This is a genomic window from Pseudomonas kermanshahensis, from assembly GCF_014269205.2.
GTDB lineage: Bacteria > Pseudomonadota > Gammaproteobacteria > Pseudomonadales > Pseudomonadaceae > Aquipseudomonas > Aquipseudomonas kermanshahensis.
The window spans coordinates 1,103,325-1,129,239 of sequence record NZ_JABWRY020000001.1; the positions used below are offsets into that span (position 1 = coordinate 1,103,325).

Below are 25,915 nucleotides of genomic sequence, written 5' to 3' on the forward strand. Positions count from 1 at the left end.
CGCCCCTTAACCGCTCTGTTTGAAAAATGATGGATTAAGCATGACTAGTGAAAGTGATTTTTTTGGTGAGTTTACGGCCGTAGGTAATAGGTTTGATGGCGCAACGCCTATTTTCCACGGTAAGAATTCTCTTAATTTTAAGGGTGTAGACTGCGTCATTAAAATTGGTGCAAATGTAACGTTTGAGAACGTACGCATCGAAATGCTGGGCGGTAGCGGCACACTCATCGTTGGTGATAACGTAAAACTAAACGGGTTGCTGCAGATTGCCCCACTCAGCAAAATTGAAATTGGTGAAAATACCATCTTTAATCGGCATTCTCACTTGAGTGCATGGGAAGGTGCTTCTATCCGTATTGGCCGTGGCTGCTTGATGTCCAATGTCGAAATTAGAACCTCGGACATGCACTCTATTGTAGACCTCATTAGTGGCGACCGTATCAATCCAGCTAAGAATACCGTGATTGAAGACCATGTCTGGCTTGGTGAAGGCGTTACGATTTATAAAGGTGTGACAATTGGTAGTGGCTCCGTTGTGGGTGGTCACTCGGTTGTATCTGGTCCAGTACCTAGCTATACATTAGTTTCTGGTGTGCCGGCCAAAGTTATTAAGAGCCGAATCAGTTGGCAGCGCGAACTGATGCCAGTTGCTACGCTTGGCGCAGTACAAGTTCCAACCACCCTGCCCACCAAAGAAGAAATGGCTCAAGCTATCAAGGCGGGTGAAACTAAAGAGCTCATTTTCGATATCGACATGTATATGAAGAATACGGGCACTAACTTTGAAGATCTCGAAGGATATGCTCAGTTCTACTACGCTCGGTCGCAATACCTGTCGGGAAGCTTTAAGGCAGCTCGACAGTGCCTGCAAGTTGTGATTTACAAGAATCCTCAGCATAAAGTCGCTATTCAGCTACTTGAGAAGATTCCTGTAGAGGCCTGAATCGCCTAGATGCTTGGCGGTAAGACCGCCAAGCATTTCAAATAGTAAGGTCGATGTCGTCCGTAAAGTGGCGGCGTATCAGTAGATAATATTAAGCACTAACGGATCTTTGAAAATGGGTGAAGCACTCGAAAAAGCGCCTCCTAGCACACTAGCCTATACAGCTTTCGCTTTTACCTCTACTGGAATCACAGTTACCATCCCGCTCGCTCAAAAGGTACCGAATTCTATATTGATTCTCGAGCACACAAAATCGGGACAAACATGGGATTTTGAGAGATTTAGAGCGGATTCGGCTGGTGAGGTTTGGGTTGCGCCTTTCAAGGTGCTTGAGCTCAGCGGCTCATACCAGTTTCGATATGTCAGCAAGGCTAATGGTATTAGTCGCGTATTGGGTAAAGAAATTGCTGCGCAAGTGAGCTCAAACGATGAGCGCTTTATCGGGAGCACATTCTTTCAGAGGGCGGGTGAGCTTTTTGATGCCGAGCTTTATATTCCGTACACCAGAAAGAGTGCCCGCCTTCGTGTGAGGAAGGCGTTTGAGCATGCAGGTTCTGTAAAACGACTTGAACATTTACATGTGAAGTCGGTAAAGGTCAAAAAAGACGAGTTCATCATATTGGGCTCCGCCTTTGTACCTGGGATACCATCGCTTGATCTCGAGCCATTCCTGTTACTCAAAAATGAAGCTGGAGAGGAAGTACTGCGAGTTCCAGGTGAACGTAAGCGCAGTATGGGTAATCAAAACAGATACGGATTTCCTGATTGTGATTACACCAATTCGGGCTTTCTATTCAATGTTTCAAAACACCTGTTTGATGGTGACGATCGGCTCAAAGCGCCAAGTCGTCTAAAGTTATCAGTTACCCTCGTAGGGGCTAATGGCGAATCTTACGAGCGGACTCCAAAGGCTACTCCGGCTTCTTTAGACTCGAAAGTGCGCACAATTGCGTCGCTCGGCACTATAGGGAGTCGTAATATCGTATCAGTCATCTCTGCAGTCAATAGCGATGAACTGTTCTTTACGCACCGGGTAGAGGAAGAGATTTTATCGAGTTTTAACAAGTTCAAACGCGCGCTCGTATACAAAGCTTTCAATTTCATGCGGCGGCCGCAGTCTAATACTTGGCTGCTCTACGAGTTTGAGGCTTCAGCCGCTCAAGATAACGGATTGGCATTGTTTGAGGAACTCAAGCGGAGCAGGGCAGATCTAGATGTTAAGTATATTATTGATCGCAGAAGCCCAGATGCGATTAAGTTAAAGAAATATGGTAGGCATGTGATAGGGAAGTATACCTTACGGCATTACTGGTCGTTGCTTACCGCTCGTGTGTATGTGTCATCTCAGTCTCGTTATCACGGTTATCGTCTCGCGCCACCGAAGGCGGATCCAATTGGCCAAGTAATGGCTAAAAAGCCTTTTGTTTTTCTTCAGCATGGTGTTATTGCACTAAAGAAAATCTCATTTCACAGAAGTAATCCGCGTGTAGCATCTGATTTGTTTTTCTCGTCGACTACGTTAGAGCAGGACATTATCTGCCGGGAATTCGGCTATCAACCACACGAGGTACCGGTTGTCGGTCTTCCTCGGTTTGACAGGTTGGTAGATATGTCGAATACTACAAATGAAATACTTGTCATGCCTACTTGGCGGAAATGGCTACAACGATCAAATCAACACAGCTTTATGTCGAGCGACTTTTTCAGAAACTACATGACATTTTTGAAAAGCTCTGATTTATCAAGCTTGTGCGAAAGGCAGGGTCTGGTAATTAAGTTTTATCTACACCCGATGATTGCGAAGCATATTGGATGCTTCACGGATCTCCCGCCTCATGTTGAAATTGTCTACAACGGGCAAGAGCCAATCAATGAATTGATGATGAAAGCGAAGATGCTAGTCACCGACTATTCATCCGTTGCTTGGGATTTCATGTACATGAAAAAGCCAGTCGCTTTCTTCCATTTTGACCTGCCAATGTATGATCAGGCTCATGGCTCCTATTTCGATTTGAAAGAGGGGCTTGGCCGTTCGTCTGTGAAAAATCCGGCAGAGTTAGTAGCCCTTATTCAAAGCTGGGCCGCTGGGGAGAAATGGCCTGAGCCAACAGTCAATAAGTTTCTTCATACAGATCAAAATAATTGTAATCGAGCCATAGCTGCCATTGAGGAGCTTTTGAATAAGAGCGATATCACATCACCTTAGTCTGCGCTTATGATTGATTACTCACCTCAAAGAAATATTCATAATGCGCCCACAGAGCTGGGCGCTTTCGGATATTGCATGGGCTTTATTTAAGTTCATATATTGCACGTTGACGGCCTGTTTCTTTCCTTCCTGTGGTGACGCCTACAAACAATACTGGCGTCCCTTTTTCGCCAACGCGACTATAGCAAAGTCCTTCAGGTTCATATGATTGTCTAGGTAATAGGCTGTTCTTGCCTGGGTTAATGTCAGGAATCATTCCTTGCGCTGTGCCTTCAATAGTATAAACAAACACAGGTTTAGATTCGTTCGCCTTTGAAGTTCCATACGAGATGGCGACGATGTCTTGATTGGATGCAATACCCTGTACGGGGAATCGACGTCGGGTGGGTATTGACCACTCATATTCGAAAGAGTTCGAAAGATCTCTGCTATCGTTCCTCAGAACTTTCTGAAGCTCGAATATTCGTATGGTATTGGACCCACCATACTCTTTTGTTTTTCTACTGGTTGCGATAAGCCACTTCTGGTCATAGCTTATAGCGACGGTTATTGAAAACCGCATATAGGAATCGTCAAATAATTTGTAGCGTTGGATGTCTAAACGCCCATCGAGGCTATACTTAAATCTTACGGCTTCCCAGCTTCTGCCAGGTGCTGCGGCCCAGAGGTGCGGCCCATCACTGACATTTTCCAAGCTAAGGCCCTGATGGCCTATTTCCCTAGTCGGTTGACGTATGGTTACGGGTAACCCCCTCCCGTTTGGGGTAAGGTCATATTCCATAATGGTCGTCTGAGCAGGTCTCTCATGGGTTACAAATTGTGCGTAAAGCCTACCTCCGTGATCGTCAATAGCAAATGATTGAAGCGCTAAATCCTGTGCATCATAGTCAGAAGGCAACAGCAATGTGAAATATGGCTGGTCAGCGCCTCGATTTTTAGCTCCAAGGGTTAAGGCATTGGCATAAGTGGCGATGAACGTCACAAGCAGCCCACCTGTAAAGGTGCGTCTCGTTACCATGGTTCTAGTCTCCGGATATTGATTCGCAGACTTCCCAAATTGGTAATTCAGGATAGCGCTCTTCAAAGAAAGATTTTGACAGTTCTTTGTACTTACTGTTTTTTGCACTGTCGCCGCCGTCATTGATGCAAATAAATTTATACTTCAATGAGTTGTAATTAAGTAATTTGGCGGCAGTGTGAGGCTTAGCGGTAAAGTTTGCGACCTTGGCTGTTGACGCCCGACCAGTCGCTCTGATGTAGTGCTGGAAGAAAAAAGAAGCTACATTGATGTCGGTGGCTGATCTGGTGCGTGAGTTACGAGTTGTATTAAATTCATGAATGAAGCGTACCTCCATCTCTTCTAGAATCGATTTCTTTAGTGCGTATGGAACATGCTTATGTTGAAGTCGTGGGCGATGCTTAAAAGATTCATATATTAGTTCGCTTGAGTTCATGGATGCGCGTAGATAGTCAGGGGTTTCAGTGTGAGAGGACCCTGACAGTGCGGGAGTACACTCCTCGAAATACAAAATGGGGCGATTGTACTCGTCAAAAAAATCGTTCGGTCGACATGGTAAAGAGATTAAGAAGTCGTCATTGAAATAAACAAAGTTTTCTGAAAGTCCGCGTATTCTATGGAGGCAAGATTCTATTGCGTGAGAGTTGAATGTCGGTAGAGTCGAGGCTGATGGAAAAATCTCATCATGCGTGACCCATTGAACCTTCCCATCGTTTTTCGACAGCCATAATGGGCGTTCGCAATTGCTAACAATGAATATTTTATTGAACCAAGGCGCATATTTGTTAATTGACCTTAGCGAATACCGGAGTTCTTCGTTGCTTGTGAAGCGGTCGAGGTCAAATGGCCTATCGGGATATGTTTCATTCCAAGCGGACTGCCATCCTTCATCGGTGCAGTCAACCCAAGTGATGACGGCATCTATTGGTTTGCGACAAAGATCGTTGATGTACTTAGACTGCAAGTTTGAATATTCTTCAAGTTTTAATTTCTTAACCCAGGCGTGGTTAGAACGAAGTGCTGAGTAGCCGTCTTCTGTTTGATCGCTTAGGTAAATTCTTAAAACAGTGTCTAATTCATGTTTAGGATCAGAAAACTCTATAATAAACTGTGATGCTTTGGAAAATTCTTTGGAGGCTGCATTGGATAAAGGTAACGCATTTTCGTCCGCGTATATAACCGCGCTCCGTTCGTGGTCATATAGTAATGTTGTAAGCCCGAAGGAGCATCTGATTAAATCAATCAGTTTTAACGTGTCTTTGACATGACAGCCATTGACGAGGAGGCTTCTTGGATCAGTACCGTCACTGACACCATGTGGGCATTTCAGTTTACTGATGACGAAACTCGGTATACCGAATTGCTTAACCATATTTAGATCAGCCGCGGAGAGCTTTTTTGCTGCGGACTGGGTGCTGCGTTGACCAATCACATGCACCTTCGTTTTATTAACCCGTTTTCGAAAGAAATCTAAAAAAAATCGATTCGGATCACTAACCAATTTTTCAAGCTTTGGGGAAATCAGTTTTTTTTTCATTTAAATAAAAACTTAAGCCGCTTCCGAAAAGTGTCATATCTGTCTACGTGGCCAGGCTTGTTCTCAAAATAAATCGAATAGTCTTGTACTCTCCTTTCGGTACTTGAACATAGATTTATAAAATCCGTCATCAGTGTTGGATCGACCGGTCGCTCGCCGTCAACGAAGGCTTTATGTTTCTCGCAAAAATAAAGATAATTTTTTTGGCGAAGTGAATAATATAAAGCACTTTCGTTAGGTTTTTGATGAAATATGTGAAGGAAGAAATCTTTTTCTAATAATGGTGTTAAACAAAAGCGCCCGATCTCCCGTCTAAATCCTTGTGCAAAAAGGGGAGCTCTCATCGTCGCGTTCTCAAAAAAGTCTAGAGCAGGGCTGATTTTTGAACGTAATACAGCAAGTCTGAGAAGGAAGTCAAAATCTTCGTATCCGTGACCTGCAAAGGTAACATCGAACCCGTTCAGAATTTTATAATCATCACTTCGTAGTATTACGATAGACGAGGGATTCGCCAAGTGCAAAAATTCTTTCCGAGAGAAAGAAAAGTACTGTTCTTTTAATAGGTTAGTGGACTTCTCTCGGGAAACCAAGGACCTGCTACCGGCCTCGGATAGATAAAGGCAAGGAATTATTGTGAATGATTCTTCATTTTTGATGATTTTGGCAAGATATTTGGATAGTATATTTAGATCAAGCCATAGATCTACATCCAATAACACCAAGTGCTCTGTTTGAACAGCTTCGAACGCGATATTTCTTAGAAGTCCTGAGTTAACAGTGCCTTCGTAAAATTTCCCTGATACTAGCGATACATTATTTATATCGCGGAGGGATTGTTTTAGTTGAGCATCCGCTGCTGTTTTACGATCGTTATGGGCAAATACGATCTTGAGTGATGAGCCGTGACAAAGTTCAACCATCAGTCTAACTTTGGCTAGTATGTCCTTCGCTCGGAATTCCAGGTCTAAAGGAACGATAGCTGTAAGATGCTCTAGATGATCCAATCTGCAAGGTTCAATGTTTTGAGCTTCTGTGATTCGCAGCATTATCCTATCCGTAAGTTTTCAAGATCGCTAATGCAGTCTCTTGTTTCTTGGGCTGATTGCCTATCTACTATAAAGGCCAAATCGAGAGGTTTAGCTAGCATAAATGAAGATGGCAAATGCTGGGGGGCTTCAGCGACAAACGACTAATACGCTTAAGTGAATTCATTTGCTATTCGCCTATTTTAATTCCTAGCTTTTGAAGAATGCGTTTAGTCCAATGGGCCTCTATAATGGGTGAGGGTTCTTCAATAGATGCGACTTCTTCAATTGTACTGTTCCAGTAGGGGGACTTGGATACAAATGAAGCATCTGGCTTGTAAGGAGGGGCGACATGATTGAGGTGAGGACGTTCCCACGCGATATTCTTTCGAACCACTCTAATGGGAGCCCCCGCAGCTACACAGTTGTTCGGTATTTTACCCTTTACTATACTGCCAAAACCGATAACACTACCCTGTCCAACATTCGCGCCGCTCAATATTGTTACTCTTCCCCCGATCCAGGTATGAGCTCCGATGTTGACCGACTTAGGCATGTTTATCCGTTTCTCTGACTTAACATCAAAAATTGGATGGCCGTCATCTGCGCGTATTTGGATGTCGGAAGCAAGCATGCAATCCTCACCAATAGTTACCGATATTCCTTCGGCGGCGGTAATCAGGCAATCATTTGTGCAGGTAACTTTGTCGTTTATGGTTACGGTGCAGTCTTCTCCTAATCGTATAAAGCCCTTGAATCGATTTTGCCCTATATGGCATGTGCCGTTATTGCATTCGAAGTAAATCCCTCCTTTGATTTTACTTCCTTTTTTAACTACGAGTTTATTGTTCTTCCCATAGAATACAACTCTAGCGGTTTTGATCTCTTCGTCGCAAAAAATTTCATTGTTGTGTTCATCTTTGTATGGTCTTATGGTATTAACGATAATCATGTGTTAGCGGTGTGCTCAGTCAATGGTGTCTAGTTATTGAAGCGAGCATCAATTATTGCACACTGCGTCCGCGACATGCTACTAAGTGTGGAGGTGGAAGAGAGTGGCACGCCTAATCGGGCGTCATTTGTTCAACGCGCCGGCTGCCCTTACTAATTGTTCGTGGCTCGCAAGCGATTTAGTCGCATACGCCTAGCTTGTCCGCGGGCGAGAGATATTTGACACCGCCAAGCTATTCTCAGCCTGCTCCGCAGGCCAGCAGTCATGAGGCCCTGCTTCTGTAGGTGCTTACGAAATTGGGCCTTGGTTCGGCCAAAAAATGGGATGGAAAGCAGTGGCTTTGCCCGATCCTGCTTTGCAGGGCTTGCTGAAAGCTTTAGTATTGTTTCTTTGCTAATACGCCCATGAGGTGGAAATGAATCATCTCCTAATCGCCAAGGAAGCGCTTGTTGCCCAAGCCCAAGCGATAAACCAGCTAGCGCACCGTCTGGATGGTGAGTTTCAAAGTGCAGTTCAAGTAATCTTGGGCTGTAAAGGTCGCACGGTTGTCTGCGGTATGGGCAAGTCAGGTTTGATTGGGCAAAAGATGGTAGCCACTTTTGCCTCAACCGGAACACCAAGTTTTTTTCTCCATCCGGCAGAGGCGTTTCACGGTGATTTGGGGATGCTCAAGTCAATCGATGTTTTGATCTTGATAAGCTATAGCGGTGAGACTGAGGAGTTAATAAAGCTACTGCCAAGTCTTCGCTCGTTTGGCAATACCATCATTGCGATGACAGGCAATGGTCGGTCGACGCTTGCCAAGAACGCTGATATTTGGCTTGATATTTCAGTTGAGCGGGAGGTTTGCCCAAATAACCTGGCGCCTACTACATCTACGCTCGCGACCATGGCAATGGGTGATGCGTTAGCAGTTGCTCTTATTGATGCGCTTCAGTTTAAGCCCATGGATTTTGCGCGATTTCATCCAGGTGGAAGCTTGGGTCGAAAATTACTGACACGCGTATGTGATGTTATGCATTCTCCTGCGCCGATAGTGTCACCTGATACAAGTTTTCATGACTGTCTGTCGATGATGACCCAAAGTCGGCTAGGTTTAACATTGGTTACAGATAATAATGGTGAGCTTGTAGGTATTGTAACGGACGGGGACTTGAGAAGGGCGTTGCTTGAAAGTCCCGATGTGGTCAGGGAAAGTGTTCAGTATTTTATGACACCTAATCCTCATACAATTCTCGATTCTGCGCAGTTGTCAGAGGCTGAAAGCTACATGCGAGAAAATAAAGTTCGCGCGTTGGCGGTTCTAGGGGCCGGAAGTGGTGAAGTATTGGGTATAGTTGAAATTTTCGATTAACTTTCCACTCGGAAAGCAGGAAAGGCCATTCATTCTGGCCTTTCCCTTGTGATCATTTAGTAAGCTTTGCCAGCTTTATAATAATTTTGGAAGCAAAAGTTTGTTGCGTCAATGTAACCTTCAGCGCCGCCGCAGTCAAAACGCTGGCCTTTGAATTTGTACGCTATGACACAACCGCTTTGCGCTTGCTGCATCAGGGCGTCAGTGATCTGGATCTCACCACCTTTACCAGGCGGAGTGTTCATGATGATGTCGAAAATGTCGGGCGTCAGAATGTAGCGACCGATGATAGCTAAGTTCGAGGGCGCGTCTTCAGGCGCAGGCTTCTCGACCATATTTGTCACTCGGAAGATATCTTCACGGATCATGTCGCCGGCAATCACACCGTACTTATTGGTTTCTTGAGGGTCGACTTCCTGGATAGCGATGATTGAGCAGCGGAACTGTTTGTATAGTTTTACCATCTGAGTCAGTACGCCGTCTCCGTTCGGGTTAACGCAGAGGTCATCCGCTAGGACTACGGCAAACGGTTCTTCGCCGATTAAAGGGCGGCCGGTGAGAATCGCGTGGCCCAAGCCCTTCATTTCGGTCTGACGGGTATATGAGAAAGAGCACTCATCCAGCAGGCGACGGATGCCGACTAGGTATTTTTCCTTGTCAGTGCCCTTGATCTGGTTCTCCAGCTCGTAGCTAATGTCGAAATGATCTTCCAGAGAACGCTTTCCTCGGCCCGTGACGATGGAAATCTCGCTCAGGCCGGCATCCAGTGCCTCCTCAACGCCGTACTGAATCAGTGGTTTGTTGACCACCGGCAGCATTTCCTTCGGCATGGCTTTGGTAGCGGGCAGGAAGCGGGTGCCGTATCCGGCGGCTGGGAAAAGGCATTTCTTGATCATAATTTCCAGTCTTTAGCTGCTTCGAGGTGTGGGTAGGAAAAACCGTGAGGTAAGCTCACGGTTATGTCCGAAATTATTCAGTGTTGTAACGCAATAACGATCAGCTTTTTGGGTTGGCGGAGTTATTGGTCGCTTATTTATAGTCCGGTGGTTCTGCCTATGATCATTGTTTGTACAATAGGAGAGATGATTTTTTGCCATTCGTAAACTGCGGCATTAGTCACGTAAATGGTGTCATCCGGTTTGATAGCAATCTGTCGTGCGTAAAAGATTGCTGCTGGATCTCTCATATTCAAACGCAATACAGTCGGCTTTGTATTCTCGCCGGTAGGCATGCGGAAGACAAAAACACCCTCAGGGTTGGCGTTTTGTTCACGCAGACCGCCTACAGATCCCAAGGCATCTAGTAAGGTTGTGTTCTTACTAGGGAGATCTTTCAAGCCAGGTTCACCTACAGCCCCCATAGCTACAAACCGTTGGCGTGCTCGGTCTAGAACTACTTCAGAGTTAGGGCGCAGAATCATGTTATTGCCAGCAAGCACGTCCTCATAGTTGAATTGCTGTACTTGAGTACCGTTGCGCACTGTGACATTAACTAAATGAGATTCCAGTACAGGCCCGCCTGCTTGGTTGACTGCATCCAGCAGAGTCAACGGCCCTTGCAAAGTACTGAAACGACCGGGGGTTTTCACTGCTCCTGCTACTAGCACTGAGCCGGAGAGGTCGCCGACCAATTCAACATGAGTTTGAACGTCCGTGGTAATTCCTTTCAGCTGACGTCGGATCATGTTCTCTACTTGATTGAGAGTCATGCCTGCCACGAACTGTCTGCCGACGTAGGGTAGTGACAGCATTCCTTGAGAGTCGATACGAGTTTTAAGCTGAGTGCCGCCGGTGGCCAGCGGAGCAAAAAGTGCAGACCCTTCCGGAGCCGTATCGGCAATGAGTACGTTGAGTGTATCACCGGACATCAATCTGACTTCTGGTGAAACTGGTGTAGTCACGGAGCTCACAGCCGGACGTGGCGCCCCCTGCATGTAAGGTGCGATCGAGGTCGCATTAATGTCTACGAGAATGTACTGCTCTGATTTTTTCTCGATTGCGCCTTTGTAAGGTCCAGCACCTGAGAGGGTTCCACCGCAACCAGCCAAGCCAAGTGTCGCAAGCGCCACCGCTGCTAGCTTCAGATTAAAATTACGAGATAAAGCCAGGGATTTAATCACGATGATCCTCGATCGACGCCAGAATGAAGCGGGTGATGCCGTAAAGCATCAACAGGCCAAGCAAAATAGTTGCCAGGTTGTACCAGCGCTCTGGGTAGAGGGCGAGCTGCGGGGTGTTGGGGCTGACTACAGTGACCAGGGTACGAATTTTTTTGCTCGCTTCGATGCGGGCATTATCAAGCGCTGCTACAGATGCTTTGTAAGTTTCCTCAGCAATCCCGGCGTCGAGGGTCAGTTGTTGGAAGCGTGAAGCAACAACGTTAAGTTGAGAGCCTTTTGGCGAAGAAACGAGCAATCGCTTTTCTTTAGCTAATTGTTGAGTAATGGCTTCGACTTTTTGCTTCTGTTGACGTATTTGGGGAGCATCACTACGCAACTTGAACGACATCTCCGTCAGGCTAGCTTGCTCCTTTGTATACTGGCTCTCTAAGTCGGCAATAATAGTTGCCCGGCTCTGCGCAGTATTCGCGCCGTCCAGAACTTTGTTGATGTTCTGAAAGTCCATAAGTTCAGTTTTACGCTTGGCATAATTGATTCGAGCGCTTTCCAATTCGCTTTGAGCGAATTTCATTTGTTCGCGGGCTATGTTGTGGCTCACTTCGTTAACGAAATGTTCGCTAGCTTGAAGGATTATGCGCAGCATCTGCTCGGACAGTTCTGGCGTAAATGCCTGAACTTCAACGCGCAGAAGGCCAGTGGTTTCATCATAATGTGCAGAGACCATGCGCTGGTAATACTTAAGCAAATTCTCACGCGGAGCATTCTCGTCCAGCCAGAAAAACACATCGCTGCGCTGGGCTGAAAACTGCTCGATCCAATGTGCTTTTTCTTCAAGCAGCAGCATCATGTCCATAGAGGTGATGAATTCACGGAGATAAAGAGTCTCCTCTCTAGAGGCAGGGTTGGCACCTGTCAACAGAGTAGCCAGACCTGGTACCTGAGCGCCTGGGGTGCCGCCATCTTGACGTACTACAACCTGTGCGGAGCTTACATAGCGATCAACAGCAAACACCCCGTAGTACACGGCTGCCAATATCATTGGCAAAATCACCATGGCGATCGTAAGGCGCCATTCCTTCTTTTTACCCGTACTGCTCATAGTTGGATGCATCCTTCAAGTGGAACGGTGCTGCTTAATTGGAAAAGAGTTTAATCAACTATTGTAAGCTTCAATGCCTTTGGCAACATCGTCGTATACCTGGATGCCGCCGTTGCGCACAAGAAGGACTACATCACAAAGTTTTTCAATCTCAGGCATTGAGTAAGAAACTAATACGACATTCGATCTCTGGAGTTTATCTTTAAAAACTTCTGCGCATTTGCGTTTGAACTGCGCATCTCCTACAGACATGACTTCGTCAATCAAGTAGTAATCGAAGTCGAAAGCCATGCTCAACCCAAATGCAACCCTCGAGCGCATGCCAGATGAGTATGTTTTGATCGGCTCGTCAATCCAGTCGCCTATTTCCGCGAATTCTTGGACATAGCGTACTTTTTCGCGCATCGCTTCGCCGGTGGCTCCGTAAATTCGACATACGAACTTGATGTTGTCGCGCCCCGTCATGCTGCCTTGGAAGCCGCCCGTCAAACCAACAGGCCATGAAATGCTTCGGTCGGTGGCAATCGTGCCGGAGTCCGGAACATCGGCACCACCCAGCAACCGCATGAGAGTGGATTTGCCTGCCCCATTTCGGCCTATGAGACCAATGTTCTTTCCGGGCGGTATCGCCAGCGATAGGTTGCGAAAGACATACCGGCGCCCTTTAGGGGTGAGGTAAGACTTAGTGACGTTTCTGAGTTCGAACACGTTTGGCCTGTACTTAACCGTTCTTGGTGGAAATCAGATGCATCCTGCGGGCGCGGTACGCACCAAGGGACAGGAACAGCAATACCAGGGTGAAGGTAAACACATAGGTCACGGAGACGCCGTCGACCGGGGTGTAGTGTGGCAGCACTTCTGCACGGATTAGCTCAAGGATGTGCAGGAAAGGGTTCAGCAGTAACACCGGCATCATAGTCTGTGGCAGGTACGATGCAGGGATCAGTACGCCGGAGATAAAGTACAGAGGGAAGAACGCCATGCGAATGACGATCTTAAGGCTGGGCAAGGCGTGGGTGACCAAAGCTAGGAACATCCCCAAGCCGAAGGCGAACAGCAAACCCAAAAGCAATGTAAAGACCCACTCCAATGGACTATGGATTGACATGTCGAATCCAAACCAGGCAAAGCCAAAAACCAGGAGAGCGTAAACTGTGGCCGCAATGCAGGTCTCGACAATGACCCGTGCAACATAGGTATCCAGTGGTTTGATCTGTTTGTAGCCAAACAGTGATCGGTTCTCTCGAAGGCTGTCCATGAGCCGTAGGGCAGTATTTCGGTAGAGTAGGAAGGGCGCCATGCCGACTAAAATGAACACCGGGTATTCGACACCAGATACGGTGCGGCCTCGTAGCATTGCAAAGAGCAAGGAAAAAAGAAGGAGGTGAACCAGGGGTTCTAACAGCATCCACACGGCCCCGAGACGGCTGTCGCCGACGCGTGCGCGCGCTTCACGTAAAACGAGTGCGAAAATAACTGATTTCTGGATTTGTAGACAGGAACGAGGCTTCAAGATGGCGACCGCAAAGCAAAGCAGCGCGCCTAGGCACGCCGGAATTCATCTTCACGAAAGGCCCGATTCCCGTGGCGGGTAGGCTGGGGATATCCCGGATACTTCCATGTTCTAAGGTGCGCGAGGTTAATTCGATGAGACGCAAGCGTCAAGAAAATTGAGCGAAATTGCAATCATTCGCCGGCTCCGTGCACTCCATCTGCCACGATGTCGCTTCAGTCAGCTCTCAACACATCGGACGAGTTTGCTGCAAGATCCGTATGTCAGCAGAGTTGCAAAAAACCGGTTTGTGTCAGGTGGGAGGATTGCTGGCGGGGTGATGTCAATATGATGCCAGCCCCCCCTTATCTGTCTGACTGTAATTTACCCATCTTGGTTATAGAATTCAGTTGCTTACGAGTAGGTTGTCTAGGGCTTGCCTGATTGGTTTGCGTGCATCAAATCAGTCAGGCTTGATTGGGGTGCGAGACCTACCGGATCGGTACCGATAGGCGCATAAGGATTTTTAGGGATGGGTGCCAAGCTTACAATTTATCCCGCCAGCCATTCCCCTAGCGAGCACAGTGCCTATAATGCCCGCCGAAATTGGCAGCAGCTGGCTGTTGTTCATGGACAGATTATGCATCAAGGAAATCATTCGCAATGCCGTACTACCGTAACCCCCGTGATGTGACGGCCCTCCCTGCCTGGCAGGCGCTTCAGCACCACCGTGAGGCCATGCAGAACTTCAGCATGCGCGAAGCCTTCGCCGCCGATGCCAAGCGTTTTGATCAGTTCTCCCTGAGCAGCTGCGGCCTGTTCCTCGACTACTCGAAAAACCTGATCACCGAGCAAAGCCGCGACCTGCTGGTGAACCTGGCCAACGAAGTCGGCCTGCAGGATGCGATCAAGTCGATGTTCAGCGGCGAGATCATCAACGCCTCCGAAGGCCGTCCGGTGCTGCACACCGCCCTGCGCCGCCCGGTGGGCGACAAGCTCAGCGTCAACGGCGTCAACGTGATGCCGGAAGTGCACAAAGTGCTTAACCAGATCACCGAACTGGTCGGACGCATTCATAACGGTCTGTGGCGCGGTTACAGCGAAAAGCCGATCACCGACGTGGTCAACATCGGTATCGGCGGTTCGTTCCTCGGCCCTGAACTGGTCTCCGAAGCGCTGCTGCCCTACGCACAACGGGGCGTACGCTGCCATTACTTGGCGAACATTGACGGCAGTGAGTTCCACGAACTGTCGGCCAACCTGCGCGCCGAAACCACCCTGTTCATTGTCTCGTCGAAGTCGTTCAACACGTTAGAGACGTTGAAGAACGCCATGGCTGCGCGCACCTGGTACTTGGCCCATGGCGGGGCGGAATCCGAGTTGTACCGGCACTTCATTGCCGTCTCCAGCAACAAGGCTGCCGCCGTCGCCTTCGGTATCCGTGAAGAGAACATCTTCCCGATGTGGGACTGGGTCGGTGGGCGCTATTCGCTGTGGTCGGCCATTGGCCTGCCGATCGCCTTGGCCATCGGTACCGCCAACTTCAAGGAGCTGTTGTCTGGTGCCTACACCATGGACCAGCACTTCCAGACCGCGCCGTTCGATCAGAACATGCCGGTGCTGCTGGCCCTGCTGGGCGTGTGGTATGGCAACTTCTGGGGCGCCCGCAGCCATGCGATCCTGCCGTATGACCACTACCTGCGAAACATCACCAAGCATTTGCAACAGCTGGACATGGAGTCCAATGGCAAGAGCGTCCTGCAGGATGGAACGCCGGTGAAGACCGAAACCGGCCCGGTGATCTGGGGCGGCGTTGGCTGCAACGGGCAACATGCTTATCACCAGCTCTTGCACCAGGGCACCCACCTTATCCCTGCTGACTTCATCGTACCGGTAGTGAGTTTCAACCCAGTGGTTGACCATCATCAATGGCTGTACGCCAACTGCCTTTCGCAGAGTCAGGCGTTGATGCTGGGCAAGACCCGCGATGAGGCAGAAAGCGAGCTGCGGGAAAAAGGCCTGAATGAAGCAGATATCGAGAAGCTGGCCCCGCATAAAGTGATTCCGGGTAACCGCCCAAGTAACACCTTGGTTGTCGAACGCATTAACCCGCGCCGTCTTGGTGCACTGGTTGCAATGTACGAGCATAAAGTCTTCGTGCAGAGCGTGATCTGGGGTGTGAATGCCTTCGATCAGTGGGGGGTCGAGCTGGGTAAGGAGCTGGGCAACGGCGTATACGGGCGTTTAGTCGGGAGTAACGATGAGGCTGCTGAAGATGGCTCAACGCAAGGTCTGATCAATTACTTCCGTGGTCGCCACCGCGGCTGATTGTTTTTGCCGAGAAGTCATAAACGAATCGCTCGTGCCCATTGCTGAGAAGCAATGGGCACGAGCGATTTACGAATGCGGCCCCGCAAGTGCGCGCCCTATATCTACCCTAGTTAGGTGTCGAGTCTCGCTTTAAGGGGCGAACTACTTTGCTTGCGTTTTTGTAGGAATGTTCACAGTCAGAAGTCCGAATGTAAGTATTACCTTAAGGTAATTTTCGTGCAGGTTATAAAATATTTGGATTAAGGCTAGTCATCATGTGAAGTGTGGGGCCATGGCGCTTTATATGGGTATACGAAGCTCCGCTATTTGCTGTCCCATTTAGTAACGATTCATCGAGCCGCCTGTCTAGTTAGAACAATGGAATACCGCTAGGGTTGATTGCGCAGCCAAAGGAAAGCTGCTGCTAGATAAGACCAACCCAAGGAGTGATCCCTAATGCGCAATACCGTTCTGTCCTACCTGCTTCTGCCCCTGTTCGCCAGCCTGTCCTTCTCGGTCAGCGCCGCCCCCGCCAGCACTACCGCCGTGCAGGAACCAGTGCCAATCGTCACCCACATGGAAGCTCAGACCACCCGCCTAGACCTGAACAAGGCCGATGCCCCAACCCTGCAAAAAGAACTGAACGGCATCGGCAAGGCCAAGGCTGAAGCGATCGTCGCCTACCGGGAAGCCAACGGCCCATTCGCGTCGGTGGATGAGCTGCTGGAGATCAAGGGAATCGGCAATGCGTTGCTGGAGCGTAATCGGGACAAGGTAATGGTGGAGTAATCAGCAGTCGGGCTGGGCAGGCGATGCTTGGCTCAGCCCATTTATGGACGTATGCATCACTTGACCATGGAGAGGTATAGGTAAAGCCAGCTGGAACTCGAGCGAAGAGTGTGTTGGATTCTTCGCGGGCAAGCCCGCTCCCACAAGTCCAGCTGCCACAGGTTGAGAGGGGGCGGACTAAGGCCTTTGCAGTTGGCATGACAGCGACGTCGAATGGACGTTGCTGTCTTCTACAGGGAATGGGGCAGGGGGTTTAGCGGTCCTGCGCATCCTTCGCATCAGCCTCAGCATTGCGCTCATGCACCTTGCGCAGTTGCTCATCCGTCAACGGCAGTTTTTTCGCCGTATCTCGCAGCATCATCAAGCCGCCGACAATCGAGCCGAGGGCTATGATGAGTATCAGCCAGGCATACCAGGGCATTGTCGTTCTCCTTTGATCATCATGGGGCGGCGCTTGTATGAAATTTGAGCAATTGCCGGTTCCTTTGGTTCAATTATAGAAGTCAGGCCTTGCAGGGCCAATTCCGTGACCCGCGGCCCCCAAAGCCTGCGTCACTTCGTTTACAATGCGCGCCGTTTTCGACTTGCCAAGAGACCCTGACCATGTCCGCCTGCCAGACGCCCCTGATCGTCGCCCTCGACTTCCCTACCCGTGAGGCCGCTCTGAAGCTGGCTGACCAGCTTGACCCTGCGCTGTGCCGGGTAAAGGTTGGCAAGGAGCTGTTCACCAGCAGTGCCTCGGGCATCGTCGAAACCTTGTGTGCCAAGGGCTTCGAAGTATTCCTCGACCTCAAGTTCCATGACATCCCCAACACCACGGCCATGGCCGTCAAGGCTGCCGCCGAGATGGGCGTGTGGATGGTCAATGTGCATTGCTCCGGTGGCCTGCGCATGATGTCGGCCTGCCGTGAAGTGCTGGCCAAGCGCAGCGGCCCGCAGCCGTTGCTGATTGGCGTGACCGTGCTGACCAGCATGGAGCGTGAAGACCTGGCGGGTATCGGCCTGGATGTTGACCCGCAAGAACAAGTGCTGCGCCTGGCGGCCTTGGCCGAGAAGGCGGGCATGGACGGGCTAGTGTGCTCGGCGCTGGAGGCAACGGCACTGAAGGCTGCGCACCCTTCGCTGCAACTGGTGACCCCGGGTATTCGCCCGGCAGGTAGCGCTCAGGATGACCAACGCCGCATTTTGACCCCGCGTCAGGCGCTGGATGCTGGCTCGGATTACTTGGTGATCGGGCGGCCGATCAGCCAGGCGGCGGACCCGGCACAGGCTTTGGCTGCGGTTGTAGCTGAAATTCGCGGGTAAGGGGTAAGGGGCAGGGTTGCGTTTGCGTTTGCGTCGGTAGGGGTTCGCCACAGCAGTTTTGGTGCCTGTGAGATCGAGCGCCGCCCGCGCGGCGCATCGCGAGCAACGCTCGCTCCTACGTTTGTTTCGGGCCAGTTATTCCTGGGGAAAACGGGCGCGAACGCCTTGTTTATTCGACGCGATATCGCGCCATGCGCCAAGGCGGTCGCGCGCGCCTGCTACAGGCGTTATTCGCCAAAAACAAACGTAGCGATGCGCCGCGCGGGCGGCGCTCGATTTACGCCCCGATACAACAATCGAGACAGGCACTGAAATCCAGGGCCTACGCTGTCAGACCTTCAACACCAACTTGCCAAAATTCTCGCCGCTGAACAGCTTGAGCAGCGTCTCTGGGAAGGTCTCCAACCCTTCCACCACATCTTCCTTACTCTTCACTTTGCCAGCGGCCAGCCAGCCGGCGATTTCCTGCGCGGCTTTGCCGTAATCCTTGGCATGGTCAAACACCACAAAGCCTTCCATGCGCGCGCGGTTCACCAGCAGCGACAGGTAGTTGGCCGGGCCTTTGACGGCTTCTTTGTTGTTGTACTGGCTGATGGCGCCGCAGATGACGATGCGGGCCTTGAGGTTGATGCGGGTGAGCACGGCATCGAGGATCTCGCCGCCAACGTTGTCAAAGTACACGTCTACCCCTTTCGGGCATTCGCGCTTGAGGCCGGCCAGTACGTCTTCGGCCTTGTAGTCGATGACGCCGTCGAAGCCGAGTTCGTCCTTGAGGTATTGGCATTTTTCGGCGCCGCCGGCGATGCCGACCACATGGCAGCCTTTGAGCTTGGCGATCTGCCCGACGATGCTGCCGACTGCGCCGGCGGCGCCGGAGATGACCACGGTGTCACCGGTTTTGGGTTGGCCGACTTCGAGCAGGGCGAAGTAGGCGGTCATGCCGGTCATGCCCAGGGCCGAGAGGTAGCGGGGCAGGGGGGCGAGGCTGGGGTCGATTTTGTGCAGGCCTTGGGGCTCGCCGGTGAAGTAGTCCTGCACGCCGAGCGGGCCGCTGACGTGGTCGCCGGGTTTGTAGTCGGGGTGGTTGGAGGCCACCACTTCGCCGACGCCGAGGGCGCGCATCACTTGGCCGAGGGCCACCGGGGGGATATAGGACTTGCCTTCGTTCATCCAGCCGCGCATGGCGGGGTCGAGGGACAGGTACAGGTTGCGCACCAGAATCTGGCCTTCGCCGGGCTGTTCGGCAGGTACTGCCTCGAAGCTGAAGTCGTCACGGCGCACGGCGCCGACCGGGCGTTTGGCGAGCAGGAAGCGGCGGTTGGTCTGGGTCATGGCGGGTCCTTGTGGGCAGTTGATCGGTGTAAGGGCAATTTACCTTGCTGATGCAGGTTGTAGCGCAAAATCACTGGTAGGCATGGTAGCTCAACCGTGGGTGTGATGATGCTGCACGGGGGGGAAGGGGGTGACTATGCTCTGGGGCAGCGGGTGGGTGATGGTTGGTGGGTGTTTGGCGCGGCATTGGGTAATGGCCGGCAGGTGTTCGGCGGAAGATGTTTGGTGGCCGGGAGATCGAGCGCCGCCCGCGCGGCGCATCGCGAGCAACGCTCGCTCCTACGTTTGTTTTTGGCCAGTAACGCCTGTGACAGGCGCGCGCGACCGCCTTTGGTGCATGGCGCGATATCGCGTCGAACAAACAAGGCGGTCGCGCGCGTTTGCCCCAGGAATAACTGGCCCGAAACAAACGTAGGAGCGAGCGTTGCTCGCGATGCGCCGCGCGGGCGGCGCTCGATCTCACAGGCGCCGCCCCCCTCCAGCCCCGCACCTAGCGGCCCTGATGCAATCCCCCAAAAAACAACCAGGAGCAAACGATGAGCATGACCTTTTCCGGCCAGGTAGCCCTGGTCACCGGTGGCGCCGCAGGTATCGGCCGGGCAACGGCGCTGGCCTTCGCCCGTGAAGGCTTGAAGGTGGTGGTGGCCGACCTCGACCCAGTCGGCGGTGAGGCCACGGTGGCGTTGATTCACGAGGCGGGCGGTGATGCGATGTTCATCGCCTGCGATGTCACCCGGGAAGCGGATGTGCGCCAGCTGCATGAGCAGCTCATCGCCGCCTATGGCCGCTTGGACTATGCCTACAACAATGCCGGTATCGAGATCGAGCAGGGCCGCTTGGCCGAGGGCAGCGAGGCGCAGTTCGACGCCATCATGGGCGTCAACGTCAAAGGGGTGTGGCTGTGCATGAAGTATCAGTTGCCATTGCTGCTGGCCCAGGGCGGTGGGGCGATCGTCAATACTGCGTCGGTGGCGGGGCTGGGGGCGGCGCCGAAGATGAGCATCTACAGTGCCTCCAAGCACGCGGTCATCGGCCTGACCAAGTCAGCGGCCATCGAGTATGCGAAGAAGGGCATCCGGGTTAACGCGGTGTGCCCGGCGGTGATCGATACTGACATGTTCCGCCGTGCCTATGAAGCGGACCCGCGCAAGGCGGAATTCGCGGCGGCGATGCACCCGGTGGGGCGCATCGGCAAGGTGGAGGAGATTGCCAGCGCGGTGCTGTACCTGTGCAGCGATGGGGCAGCCTTCACCACGGGGCACAGCCTGACAGTGGATGGCGGGGCTACGGCGATCTGACAAGTCCGGGGCATGTGACCTTTTTGTAGGAGCGGCCCCACGATTTCAGCGTTTTGGCACAGGATGCTGGGGCCGCTCCGCGGCCCTTTCGCGACGCAAGGCCGCTCCTACAAGGGTCAGTTGCGTACTTGTAGCTGCGGGCTTTGCGCTGCAGCAGTCCGCGCAGACAAGCACAACGCCAACCCAACCAGCACGCACCCCAGCAGCAGCACCCCACCAAACACCAGCAAGGCCATCCGTGACCCCAAGCGGTCGCTCAGCAACCCGGTAAAGATCACCGGCAAGCTGAAGCCCAGGTACGCCAGTAGGAAGAACCCGGCACTGGCCCGGGTTTTTTCTGTGCCGGCCAGTTGGTTCACCGCCGCCAACCCGCCCAGGTAGATAAACCCGTAACACGCACTGCTGGCCGCCACCGCGCCCAGCAACACGGCCACCAGTCGCCCAGCATCGGCCCCCCAAGCCAGCACCGCGTAACTGCACGGCAGAATCAGCAGCCCCAGCAGCGTGGCCTTGAGGCTCGACAGGCGACGTGCCATCGGCTGAAACAACAAGCCGCAGCTGATCACGCAGAAGGTCGAAAACCCCGACCAGGCACTCAAGCCATGCTGGCGCAAAATCCCCGGCAGCAGGGCGATGACCAAGCCAACGCAGGCCCAGGCCAGCAAGATGGCCAGGCCATAGGCAACGCTGCCGCGGGGGTAGCACGGCAGCCGCAGCATGGCGCTGCGCTGTGTCGGGCGCGGGTCGGGCAGGCGCCAGACCAGCACCAGGGCAACGGCGGCGAGGAGCAGCTGCAGGTGGAAGCTGCCTGGGGTCAGGCTCGGGCCGCGCAGCAAGAACAGGCTGGTAAGCGCGGCGCCCAGGCCAAAGCCCAGCGAGGTGCTGGCGGTGACCCAGTTGGCGGCACGGGGGCTGCCGTCACTGCCCATCAGCTCGCCCATGTAGGCGGTTGCCGTGGCCGAGGCAAGGCCGGTGCCCAGGCCCAGGAACAGCCGCGCCAGGCCAAGGGTTTGCAGGCTGGGGGCGAGTAGCATGAGCACGGTGGCGATCATCGACAGGATCAGCGCGGCGATGATCATAGGGCGGCGGCCAACCCGGTCGGCCAGCCCGCCGAGGGCCAGTAGTACCGGGAGTACGCCCAGCACGTAGCCGGAGAAGGCCACGGCGGTGGCGGCGGCCCCCTGGCCGGAGAGGTCGGCGTAGGTGATGTAGAGCGGGGCCTGGAGGTTGACGGCGAGGGTGATCAGGCATAGGGCGAAGGCCAGTCTGGCGGGGGCGCGGGGCATGGGTAAGATCCTGGTTTTTTTCAAAGGGCAGTGCCACAGGTACAGCGCAGTTCAATGGGCTGTGAAAAATCCGGGTAGGAGCAGCCTTGTGCTGCGAAGAGGCCAGTGAAAGCAGCCAAGACTTCCGGTGTTTTCACCGGCCTCTTCGCGGGGCAAGCCCGCTCCCACAGGTACAGCGTGCTCCTACCCGAATCGCGTGCGATGTGAGGGCCGCGCCGGTGAGGCAACAATGATTCCAAGCAGCCCCCGCAACCAGACACACCGCCACCCCATTTATGCTTAACTGTTCGCTCAAAACCTGCGAACACTTGCCATGCACTTCCCTCTAGACCGCACCAGCCCCACGCCCTTGGTGCAGCAGCTCACCAACCACCTGCAAACCTGGATCGGCCACCAACGCCTGCGCCCCGGCGCCCGTCTGCCGTCGATCCGTGCGTTGGCGCGCAGCCAGGCGGTCAGCGCGTCTTGTGTGATCGAGGCCTATGATCGCCTGGTCGCCAGCGGCTGGCTGGAGGCGCGGCATGGCACCGGCTTTTTCGTCGCCGAGCGTAAACCGGTGGGCGAGGCGGACGATGGCTTGCCTTGGGGCGAGGCTGGCGATGGCCACTGGCGGCAGTTTCGCGAGGGCCATGACGAGCTGCTCAAGCTCGGCTGTGGCTGGTTGCCCAACAGCTGGCGTGCGGCCACCGAGCTGGCCCAGGCGGTGCGCCAGGTCAGCCGCGGCAACCCGCAAGACCTGTTCGACTACTGCCCACCGCTGGGCCTGGCCAGCCTGCGTCAGCAACTGCACAAGCGCCTGGCGCGCCAGGGCATCGCCGCCGGCCCCGAACGCATCCTCACCACTCAAGGCGCCAGCCATGGCCTCGACCTGCTGGTGCGCACCTTGCTGCGCCCTGGCGATACGGTGCTGGTGGAAAACCCCGGTTACTACAACCTGTACAACCTGCTGCGCCAGCACCAGGTGCGCATGTTGCCCGTGCCCCGCCTGGCCGAAGGCCCAGACCTGGCGGCGCTGGAGCGCTTGCTGGCCGAACACCGCCCGCGTTGCCTGTTCATCAACAGCCTGTACCACAACCCGACCGGCACCAGCCTGACCCCCAAGGTTGCCTACCGCCTGCTGGAGCTGGCCCGCGAGCACGACCTGCGCATCATCGAAGACGATATCTACGCCGACTTCCAGGAAGGCCCGGCCACGCGCCTGGCCACGCTGGACAGCGAACAGCGGGTCATCTACATGGCCAGCTTCTCCAAAACCCTCAGCAGCTCGCTGCGGGTCGGCTACCTGGTCGCCGACCCGGCCCTGCTGGCGCGGCTGGCCGAGCTGAAGATGGTCAGTGGCATCGGCACGTCGCGCTTCGCCGAGCAGGTGGTGGGGCAGATGCTTGCCAACGGCAGCTACCGCAAAAGCGTGCAACGCCTGCGGGTGCGCCTGGGCCAGCACATGGCCAAATTGCTCGGGCAGTTGGAGCAGGCGGGGTGGGAGGTGTTCTGTGAGCCTTACGGCGGTATGTTCGTGTGGGCGCGGGTACCCGGGCGTGACGTTGCCAGCCTGGAGCGGCTGGCCCTGGAGCATGCGGTGCTGCTCACCCCTGGCAGCGCCTTCGATTACCAGGGTGCGACCAGCGATTGGCTGCGCATCAATGTCGCTTACGGGCAGGATTCCCGCGCCCAGGCCTTCTTCAAACACGCAGGGCGACCTCCAGCACCCTGAAAGCGACACGCTCATAGCTATTTGACACTATTCTGGCGTCAGGCCCTTGTGAGTGCACGGGTATCGTTGCCACGCTTGGCCTTCGGCAAAACCTGACAAGGTGAAGGGGAATCGGCGATGGGCGCGACCAAGCACGGTGTTCTGGCCAACCTGGGCATGGCCCGCAAGCTCGGCCTGGGCTTTACCCTGGTGCTGTTGTTGACGCTGGCGGTGGCGGCCATCGGCATCGCCGCGTTGCACAGCGTGGGCCAACGCTTCGACGGCTTGCGCCAGCTGGCCCAGGTCAATACCGACCTGCTCAGGTTGCGCCAGCACGAACAAACCTTTGCCATGAGTTCTGACATCAAGCAGGCCGAGGCCTTGCGCATGGGCCTGCAGGGCATGGCCGAACGTGCCCGTGGCTTGCCGGCGCTGGCGGCGGCCGAGGCTGAGCTAAGCGCCTATGGCCAGGCGTTCGAGGCCTTTGTCGAAGCGGTGCAGGCCAAGGAACTGGCGCTGGACATGGCCAGTTGGTCGGTGTCCAGCGTGGCCAACAACCTGGATGTGCTGCAGGCCGGGCTGGCCGACGACGGCACCTACACCCTCAAACAATCCCAGGGCCAGCAGGGCGGCGAGTTTCTGGAGCAGGCCGCGCAGGTGGCGCAGGTGTCGCGGCTGATGCTGCAAGCAATGGACGAAGCCCGCGTGCGCCTGGACAAGAGCCGCAAGGGTGAAGAAGGCACGGGCCAGACGCGCATCGCCCAGACCCTCGAAGCCGCAAGCCTGGTCGAACAGCTCAAGGCCGCCGTCAGTGATGCCGGGTACCAGAGTGTGCTGGGCGAAGTGGCTGGGCACATCGGCAGTTTCTCCGACAAACTCAACGAATACACCGACCTGCTGGCCAAGGAGCAGGGCCTGAAGGCGCAGCTGCAGGCGCGGGCCGAGCAGGTCACCGGCCGGGTCGACCAGGCCTACCTGGCGCAGGAGCAGGCCCTGCAAGGTGAGTTGTCGCGCAATGCCCTGGCCATTGCCCTGGCCACGGGGCTGGCGCTGTTGGTAGGTGTGCTGGCGGCCTGGCTGATCACCCGTGCGGTGGTCGGCCCGCTCAAGCGCGTCATCGCCCGTGCCCAGCGCATTGCCGCGGGCGAGTTGAGCCTGGAAGCAGAAGCGCCGCGCCGCGACGAGGTGGGGCAGTTGATGCAGGCCATGCAGCAGATGGCGGCCGGGCTGTCGGGCATTGTCAGCGGGCTGCAGCAGGGTATCGAGCAACTGGCCGGCAGTGCGCAGGCGCTGTCGGCGGTGACCGAGCAGACCAACCGCGAGGTGGGCAGCCAGAAGGAGGAGACCGAACAGGTGGCCACCGCCATGCAGCAGATGACGGCCACCGTGCACGATGTGGCGCGCAATGCCGAGGAAGCGGCGCAGGCGGCCCAGTCTGCCGATGACAAGGTCGAGTCTGGGCAAGTGGTGGTGCGTCAGAGCATGCAGCGTATCGAGCAGTTGGCGTCGGCTGCCGAGACGGCCAGTGCCGGCATCGACAGCCTCAGTGCCGAGATCCACACCATCGGCGATGTACTGGAAGTGATCAAAAGCGTCGCCGAGCAGACCAACCTGCTGGCGCTCAATGCCGCGATCGAAGCGGCGCGTGCGGGCGAGCAGGGGCGTGGTTTTGCGGTGGTGGCCGATGAGGTGCGGGCCTTGGCTCGGCGTACCCGGCAATCGACCGAGCAGATCGAGACCCTGGTGGGGAGCTTGCGCGGCAACGCCCAGCAGTCGGTGGCGCAGATCCGCGGCAGTACCGAGCTGGTGCGTTTGGCGGTGGCGGATGTGTTGCAGACTGAAAGTGCGCTGGGCAGCATTGCCTCGGCGGTTTCAATGATCCAGCAGATGAACCAGCAGATTGCCGCCGCGGCCGAGCAGCAGAGCTCGGTGGCCGAAGAGATCAGCCGCAGCGTTACGCAGATCCGCGGCAGCGCCGATCAGGCGGCGTTGGCGATGCAGGACAATGCCAGGTCGAGTGTCGAGCTGGCGCAGTTGGGCACGGACTTGAAGGGGATGGTGGGGCATTTCAGGCTTTGAGCTTTGTGTAGCCTGCACCGGCCTCTTCGCGGGGCAAGCCCGCTCCCACAGGTACTCCACAGCTCTTAGGCTTGGTGA

At 54.0% G+C, this 25,915-nt stretch carries 21 protein-coding genes and 1 pseudogene; 10 read left to right on the forward strand and 12 right to left on the reverse strand.

Going from position 1 to position 25,915, the window contains the following annotated elements:
- The first annotated feature begins 40 nt into the window (after window positions 1-40).
- Window positions 41-943 carry an acyltransferase gene (locus HU764_RS05135; RefSeq protein ID WP_186703952.1) on the forward strand — a complete coding sequence of 301 codons (903 nt, stop codon included), beginning with the start codon at window positions 41-43 and terminating at the stop codon, window positions 941-943.
- 115 nt (window positions 944-1,058) lie between these two features.
- A complete protein-coding gene (locus HU764_RS05140; RefSeq protein WP_186703951.1) occupies window positions 1,059-3,149 on the forward strand; it encodes a CDP-glycerol glycerophosphotransferase family protein in 2,091 nt (696 codons plus the stop codon).
- Window positions 3,150-3,234: 85 nt separating this feature from the next.
- On the opposite strand, the gene HU764_RS05145 is transcribed toward HU764_RS05140, so the two are convergent.
- From HU764_RS05145 to HU764_RS05160, 4 genes are all read right to left on the reverse strand, one after another.
- A complete protein-coding gene (locus HU764_RS05145) occupies window positions 3,235-4,134 on the reverse strand; it encodes a phage baseplate protein (RefSeq protein ID WP_186703950.1) in 900 nt (299 codons plus the stop codon).
- A gap of 40 nt (window positions 4,135-4,174) precedes the next feature.
- A complete protein-coding gene (locus HU764_RS05150; RefSeq protein WP_186703949.1) occupies window positions 4,175-5,707 on the reverse strand; it encodes a stealth conserved region 3 domain-containing protein in 1,533 nt (510 codons plus the stop codon).
- Window positions 5,704-6,753 (reverse strand): galactosyltransferase-related protein, encoded by a 1,050-nt coding sequence (locus HU764_RS05155; RefSeq protein ID WP_186703948.1) that lies wholly within the window; start codon window positions 6,751-6,753, stop codon window positions 5,704-5,706. The genes HU764_RS05150 and HU764_RS05155 overlap by 4 nt, the downstream gene beginning before the upstream one ends.
- A 169-nt stretch (window positions 6,754-6,922) precedes the next feature.
- Complete coding sequence (locus HU764_RS05160; protein ID WP_186703947.1) at window positions 6,923-7,684, reverse strand: acyltransferase; 762 nt, start codon at window positions 7,682-7,684, stop codon at window positions 6,923-6,925.
- 415 nt (window positions 7,685-8,099) lie between these two features.
- Here HU764_RS05160 and HU764_RS05165 point away from each other — a divergent pair, with 415 nt between their 5' ends.
- Window positions 8,100-9,038 carry a KpsF/GutQ family sugar-phosphate isomerase gene (locus HU764_RS05165; protein ID WP_027595989.1) on the forward strand — a complete coding sequence of 313 codons (939 nt, stop codon included), beginning with the start codon at window positions 8,100-8,102 and terminating at the stop codon, window positions 9,036-9,038.
- Between the two features lie 56 nt (window positions 9,039-9,094).
- Here the strand turns inward: HU764_RS05165 and galU are convergent, their stop codons facing one another.
- From galU to HU764_RS05190, 5 genes are all read right to left on the reverse strand, one after another.
- On the reverse strand, window positions 9,095-9,934 hold the full coding sequence (gene galU, locus HU764_RS05170) for a UTP--glucose-1-phosphate uridylyltransferase GalU (protein ID WP_027595990.1): 840 nt from the start codon (window positions 9,932-9,934) through the stop codon (window positions 9,095-9,097).
- 137 nt (window positions 9,935-10,071) lie between these two features.
- Window positions 10,072-11,157: a polysaccharide biosynthesis/export family protein gene (locus HU764_RS05175; protein ID WP_027595991.1), complete on the reverse strand. Its 1,086-nt coding sequence runs from the start codon at window positions 11,155-11,157 to the stop codon at window positions 10,072-10,074.
- Entirely contained in the window at window positions 11,150-12,256 is a 1,107-nt protein-coding gene (locus tag HU764_RS05180) for a KpsE/RkpR family capsule polysaccharide export protein (RefSeq protein WP_027595992.1), read from the reverse strand. Before HU764_RS05180 ends, HU764_RS05175 begins: the two co-directional genes overlap by 8 nt.
- Window positions 12,257-12,310: 54 nt before the next feature.
- Window positions 12,311-12,964: an ATP-binding cassette domain-containing protein gene (locus HU764_RS05185; protein ID WP_186715115.1), complete on the reverse strand. Its 654-nt coding sequence runs from the start codon at window positions 12,962-12,964 to the stop codon at window positions 12,311-12,313.
- Window positions 12,965-12,977: 13 nt separating this feature from the next.
- Entirely contained in the window at window positions 12,978-13,769 is a 792-nt protein-coding gene (locus HU764_RS05190) for an ABC transporter permease (protein ID WP_081717535.1), read from the reverse strand.
- 642 nt (window positions 13,770-14,411) lie between these two features.
- Between HU764_RS05190 and pgi the strand changes: the two genes are divergently transcribed.
- Together pgi and HU764_RS05200 are read left to right on the forward strand one after the other, a co-directional pair.
- Window positions 14,412-16,076, forward strand: a complete 1,665-nt coding sequence (pgi, locus tag HU764_RS05195; RefSeq protein WP_186679468.1) for a glucose-6-phosphate isomerase — start codon at window positions 14,412-14,414, stop codon at window positions 16,074-16,076.
- Between the two features lie 438 nt (window positions 16,077-16,514).
- Window positions 16,515-16,847 carry a ComEA family DNA-binding protein gene (locus HU764_RS05200; RefSeq protein WP_027595996.1) on the forward strand — a complete coding sequence of 111 codons (333 nt, stop codon included), beginning with the start codon at window positions 16,515-16,517 and terminating at the stop codon, window positions 16,845-16,847.
- Window positions 16,848-17,100: 253 nt separating this feature from the next.
- Here the strand turns inward: HU764_RS05200 and HU764_RS05205 are convergent, their stop codons facing one another.
- Window positions 17,101-17,268, reverse strand: coding sequence for a DUF2897 family protein (locus tag HU764_RS05205; protein WP_016500979.1), 168 nt, complete (start codon window positions 17,266-17,268; stop codon window positions 17,101-17,103).
- 182 nt (window positions 17,269-17,450) lie between these two features.
- Between HU764_RS05205 and pyrF the strand changes: the two genes are divergently transcribed.
- Window positions 17,451-18,152 (forward strand): orotidine-5'-phosphate decarboxylase, encoded by a 702-nt coding sequence (gene pyrF / locus HU764_RS05210; protein WP_027595997.1) that lies wholly within the window; start codon window positions 17,451-17,453, stop codon window positions 18,150-18,152.
- A gap of 330 nt (window positions 18,153-18,482) precedes the next feature.
- Here pyrF and HU764_RS05215 read toward each other — a convergent pair whose 3' ends face one another.
- Window positions 18,483-19,484, reverse strand: a complete 1,002-nt coding sequence (locus HU764_RS05215; RefSeq protein WP_186703946.1) for an NADP-dependent oxidoreductase — start codon at window positions 19,482-19,484, stop codon at window positions 18,483-18,485.
- Between the two features lie 536 nt (window positions 19,485-20,020).
- On the opposite strand from HU764_RS05215, the gene HU764_RS05220 reads away from it, so the two are divergent.
- Window positions 20,021-20,782, forward strand: coding sequence for an SDR family oxidoreductase (locus HU764_RS05220; RefSeq protein WP_186679476.1), 762 nt, complete (start codon window positions 20,021-20,023; stop codon window positions 20,780-20,782).
- Between the two features lie 116 nt (window positions 20,783-20,898).
- Here HU764_RS05220 and HU764_RS05225 read toward each other — a convergent pair whose 3' ends face one another.
- Entirely contained in the window at window positions 20,899-22,068 is a 1,170-nt protein-coding gene (locus HU764_RS05225) for an MFS transporter (RefSeq protein ID WP_186703945.1), read from the reverse strand.
- A gap of 313 nt (window positions 22,069-22,381) precedes the next feature.
- Here HU764_RS05225 and HU764_RS05230 point away from each other — a divergent pair, with 313 nt between their 5' ends.
- The 3 genes and pseudogenes from HU764_RS05230 (at window position 22,382) to HU764_RS28050 (ending at window position 25,837) form a co-directional block, all read left to right on the forward strand.
- Window positions 22,382-23,779, forward strand: a complete 1,398-nt coding sequence (locus tag HU764_RS05230; protein ID WP_186703944.1) for an aminotransferase-like domain-containing protein — start codon at window positions 22,382-22,384, stop codon at window positions 23,777-23,779.
- Window positions 23,780-24,448: 669 nt separating this feature from the next.
- A pseudogene (locus HU764_RS28045) lies at window positions 24,449-24,976 on the forward strand (HAMP domain-containing protein); the annotation flags it as partial.
- On the forward strand, window positions 24,974-25,837 hold the full coding sequence (locus HU764_RS28050) for a methyl-accepting chemotaxis protein (protein WP_371098508.1): 864 nt from the start codon (window positions 24,974-24,976) through the stop codon (window positions 25,835-25,837). The pseudogene HU764_RS28045 and the gene HU764_RS28050, both read left to right, overlap by 3 nt.
- Window positions 25,838-25,915: the final 78 nt, after the last annotated feature.

Bases quoted from the DNA above. Each gene is read 5' to 3' on its own strand.
- HU764_RS05135 (WP_186703952.1), top strand. From the start codon at position 41: ATGACTAGTGAAAGTGATTTTTTTGGTGAGTTTACGGCCGTAGGTAAT.
- HU764_RS05140 (WP_186703951.1), top strand. From the start codon at position 1,059: ATGGGTGAAGCACTCGAAAAAGCGCCTCCTAGCACACTAGCCTATACA.
- HU764_RS05150 (WP_186703949.1), bottom strand. From the start codon at position 5,707: ATGAAAAAAAAACTGATTTCCCCAAAGCTTGAAAAATTGGTTAGTGAT.
- HU764_RS05155 (WP_186703948.1), bottom strand. From the start codon at position 6,753: ATGCTGCGAATCACAGAAGCTCAAAACATTGAACCTTGCAGATTGGAT.
- HU764_RS05160 (WP_186703947.1), bottom strand. From the start codon at position 7,684: ATGATTATCGTTAATACCATAAGACCATACAAAGATGAACACAACAAT.
- HU764_RS05165 (WP_027595989.1), top strand. From the start codon at position 8,100: ATGAATCATCTCCTAATCGCCAAGGAAGCGCTTGTTGCCCAAGCCCAA.
- galU (WP_027595990.1), bottom strand. From the start codon at position 9,934: ATGATCAAGAAATGCCTTTTCCCAGCCGCCGGATACGGCACCCGCTTC.
- HU764_RS05180 (WP_027595992.1), bottom strand. From the start codon at position 12,256: ATGAGCAGTACGGGTAAAAAGAAGGAATGGCGCCTTACGATCGCCATG.
- pgi (WP_186679468.1), top strand. From the start codon at position 14,412: ATGCCGTACTACCGTAACCCCCGTGATGTGACGGCCCTCCCTGCCTGG.
- HU764_RS05200 (WP_027595996.1), top strand. From the start codon at position 16,515: ATGCGCAATACCGTTCTGTCCTACCTGCTTCTGCCCCTGTTCGCCAGC.
- HU764_RS05205 (WP_016500979.1), bottom strand. From the start codon at position 17,268: ATGCCCTGGTATGCCTGGCTGATACTCATCATAGCCCTCGGCTCGATT.
- pyrF (WP_027595997.1), top strand. From the start codon at position 17,451: ATGTCCGCCTGCCAGACGCCCCTGATCGTCGCCCTCGACTTCCCTACC.
- HU764_RS05215 (WP_186703946.1), bottom strand. From the start codon at position 19,484: ATGACCCAGACCAACCGCCGCTTCCTGCTCGCCAAACGCCCGGTCGGC.
- HU764_RS05220 (WP_186679476.1), top strand. From the start codon at position 20,021: ATGAGCATGACCTTTTCCGGCCAGGTAGCCCTGGTCACCGGTGGCGCC.
- HU764_RS05225 (WP_186703945.1), bottom strand. From the start codon at position 22,068: ATGCCCCGCGCCCCCGCCAGACTGGCCTTCGCCCTATGCCTGATCACC.
- HU764_RS05230 (WP_186703944.1), top strand. From the start codon at position 22,382: ATGCACTTCCCTCTAGACCGCACCAGCCCCACGCCCTTGGTGCAGCAG.
- HU764_RS28050 (WP_371098508.1), top strand. From the start codon at position 24,974: ATGGCGGCCGGGCTGTCGGGCATTGTCAGCGGGCTGCAGCAGGGTATC.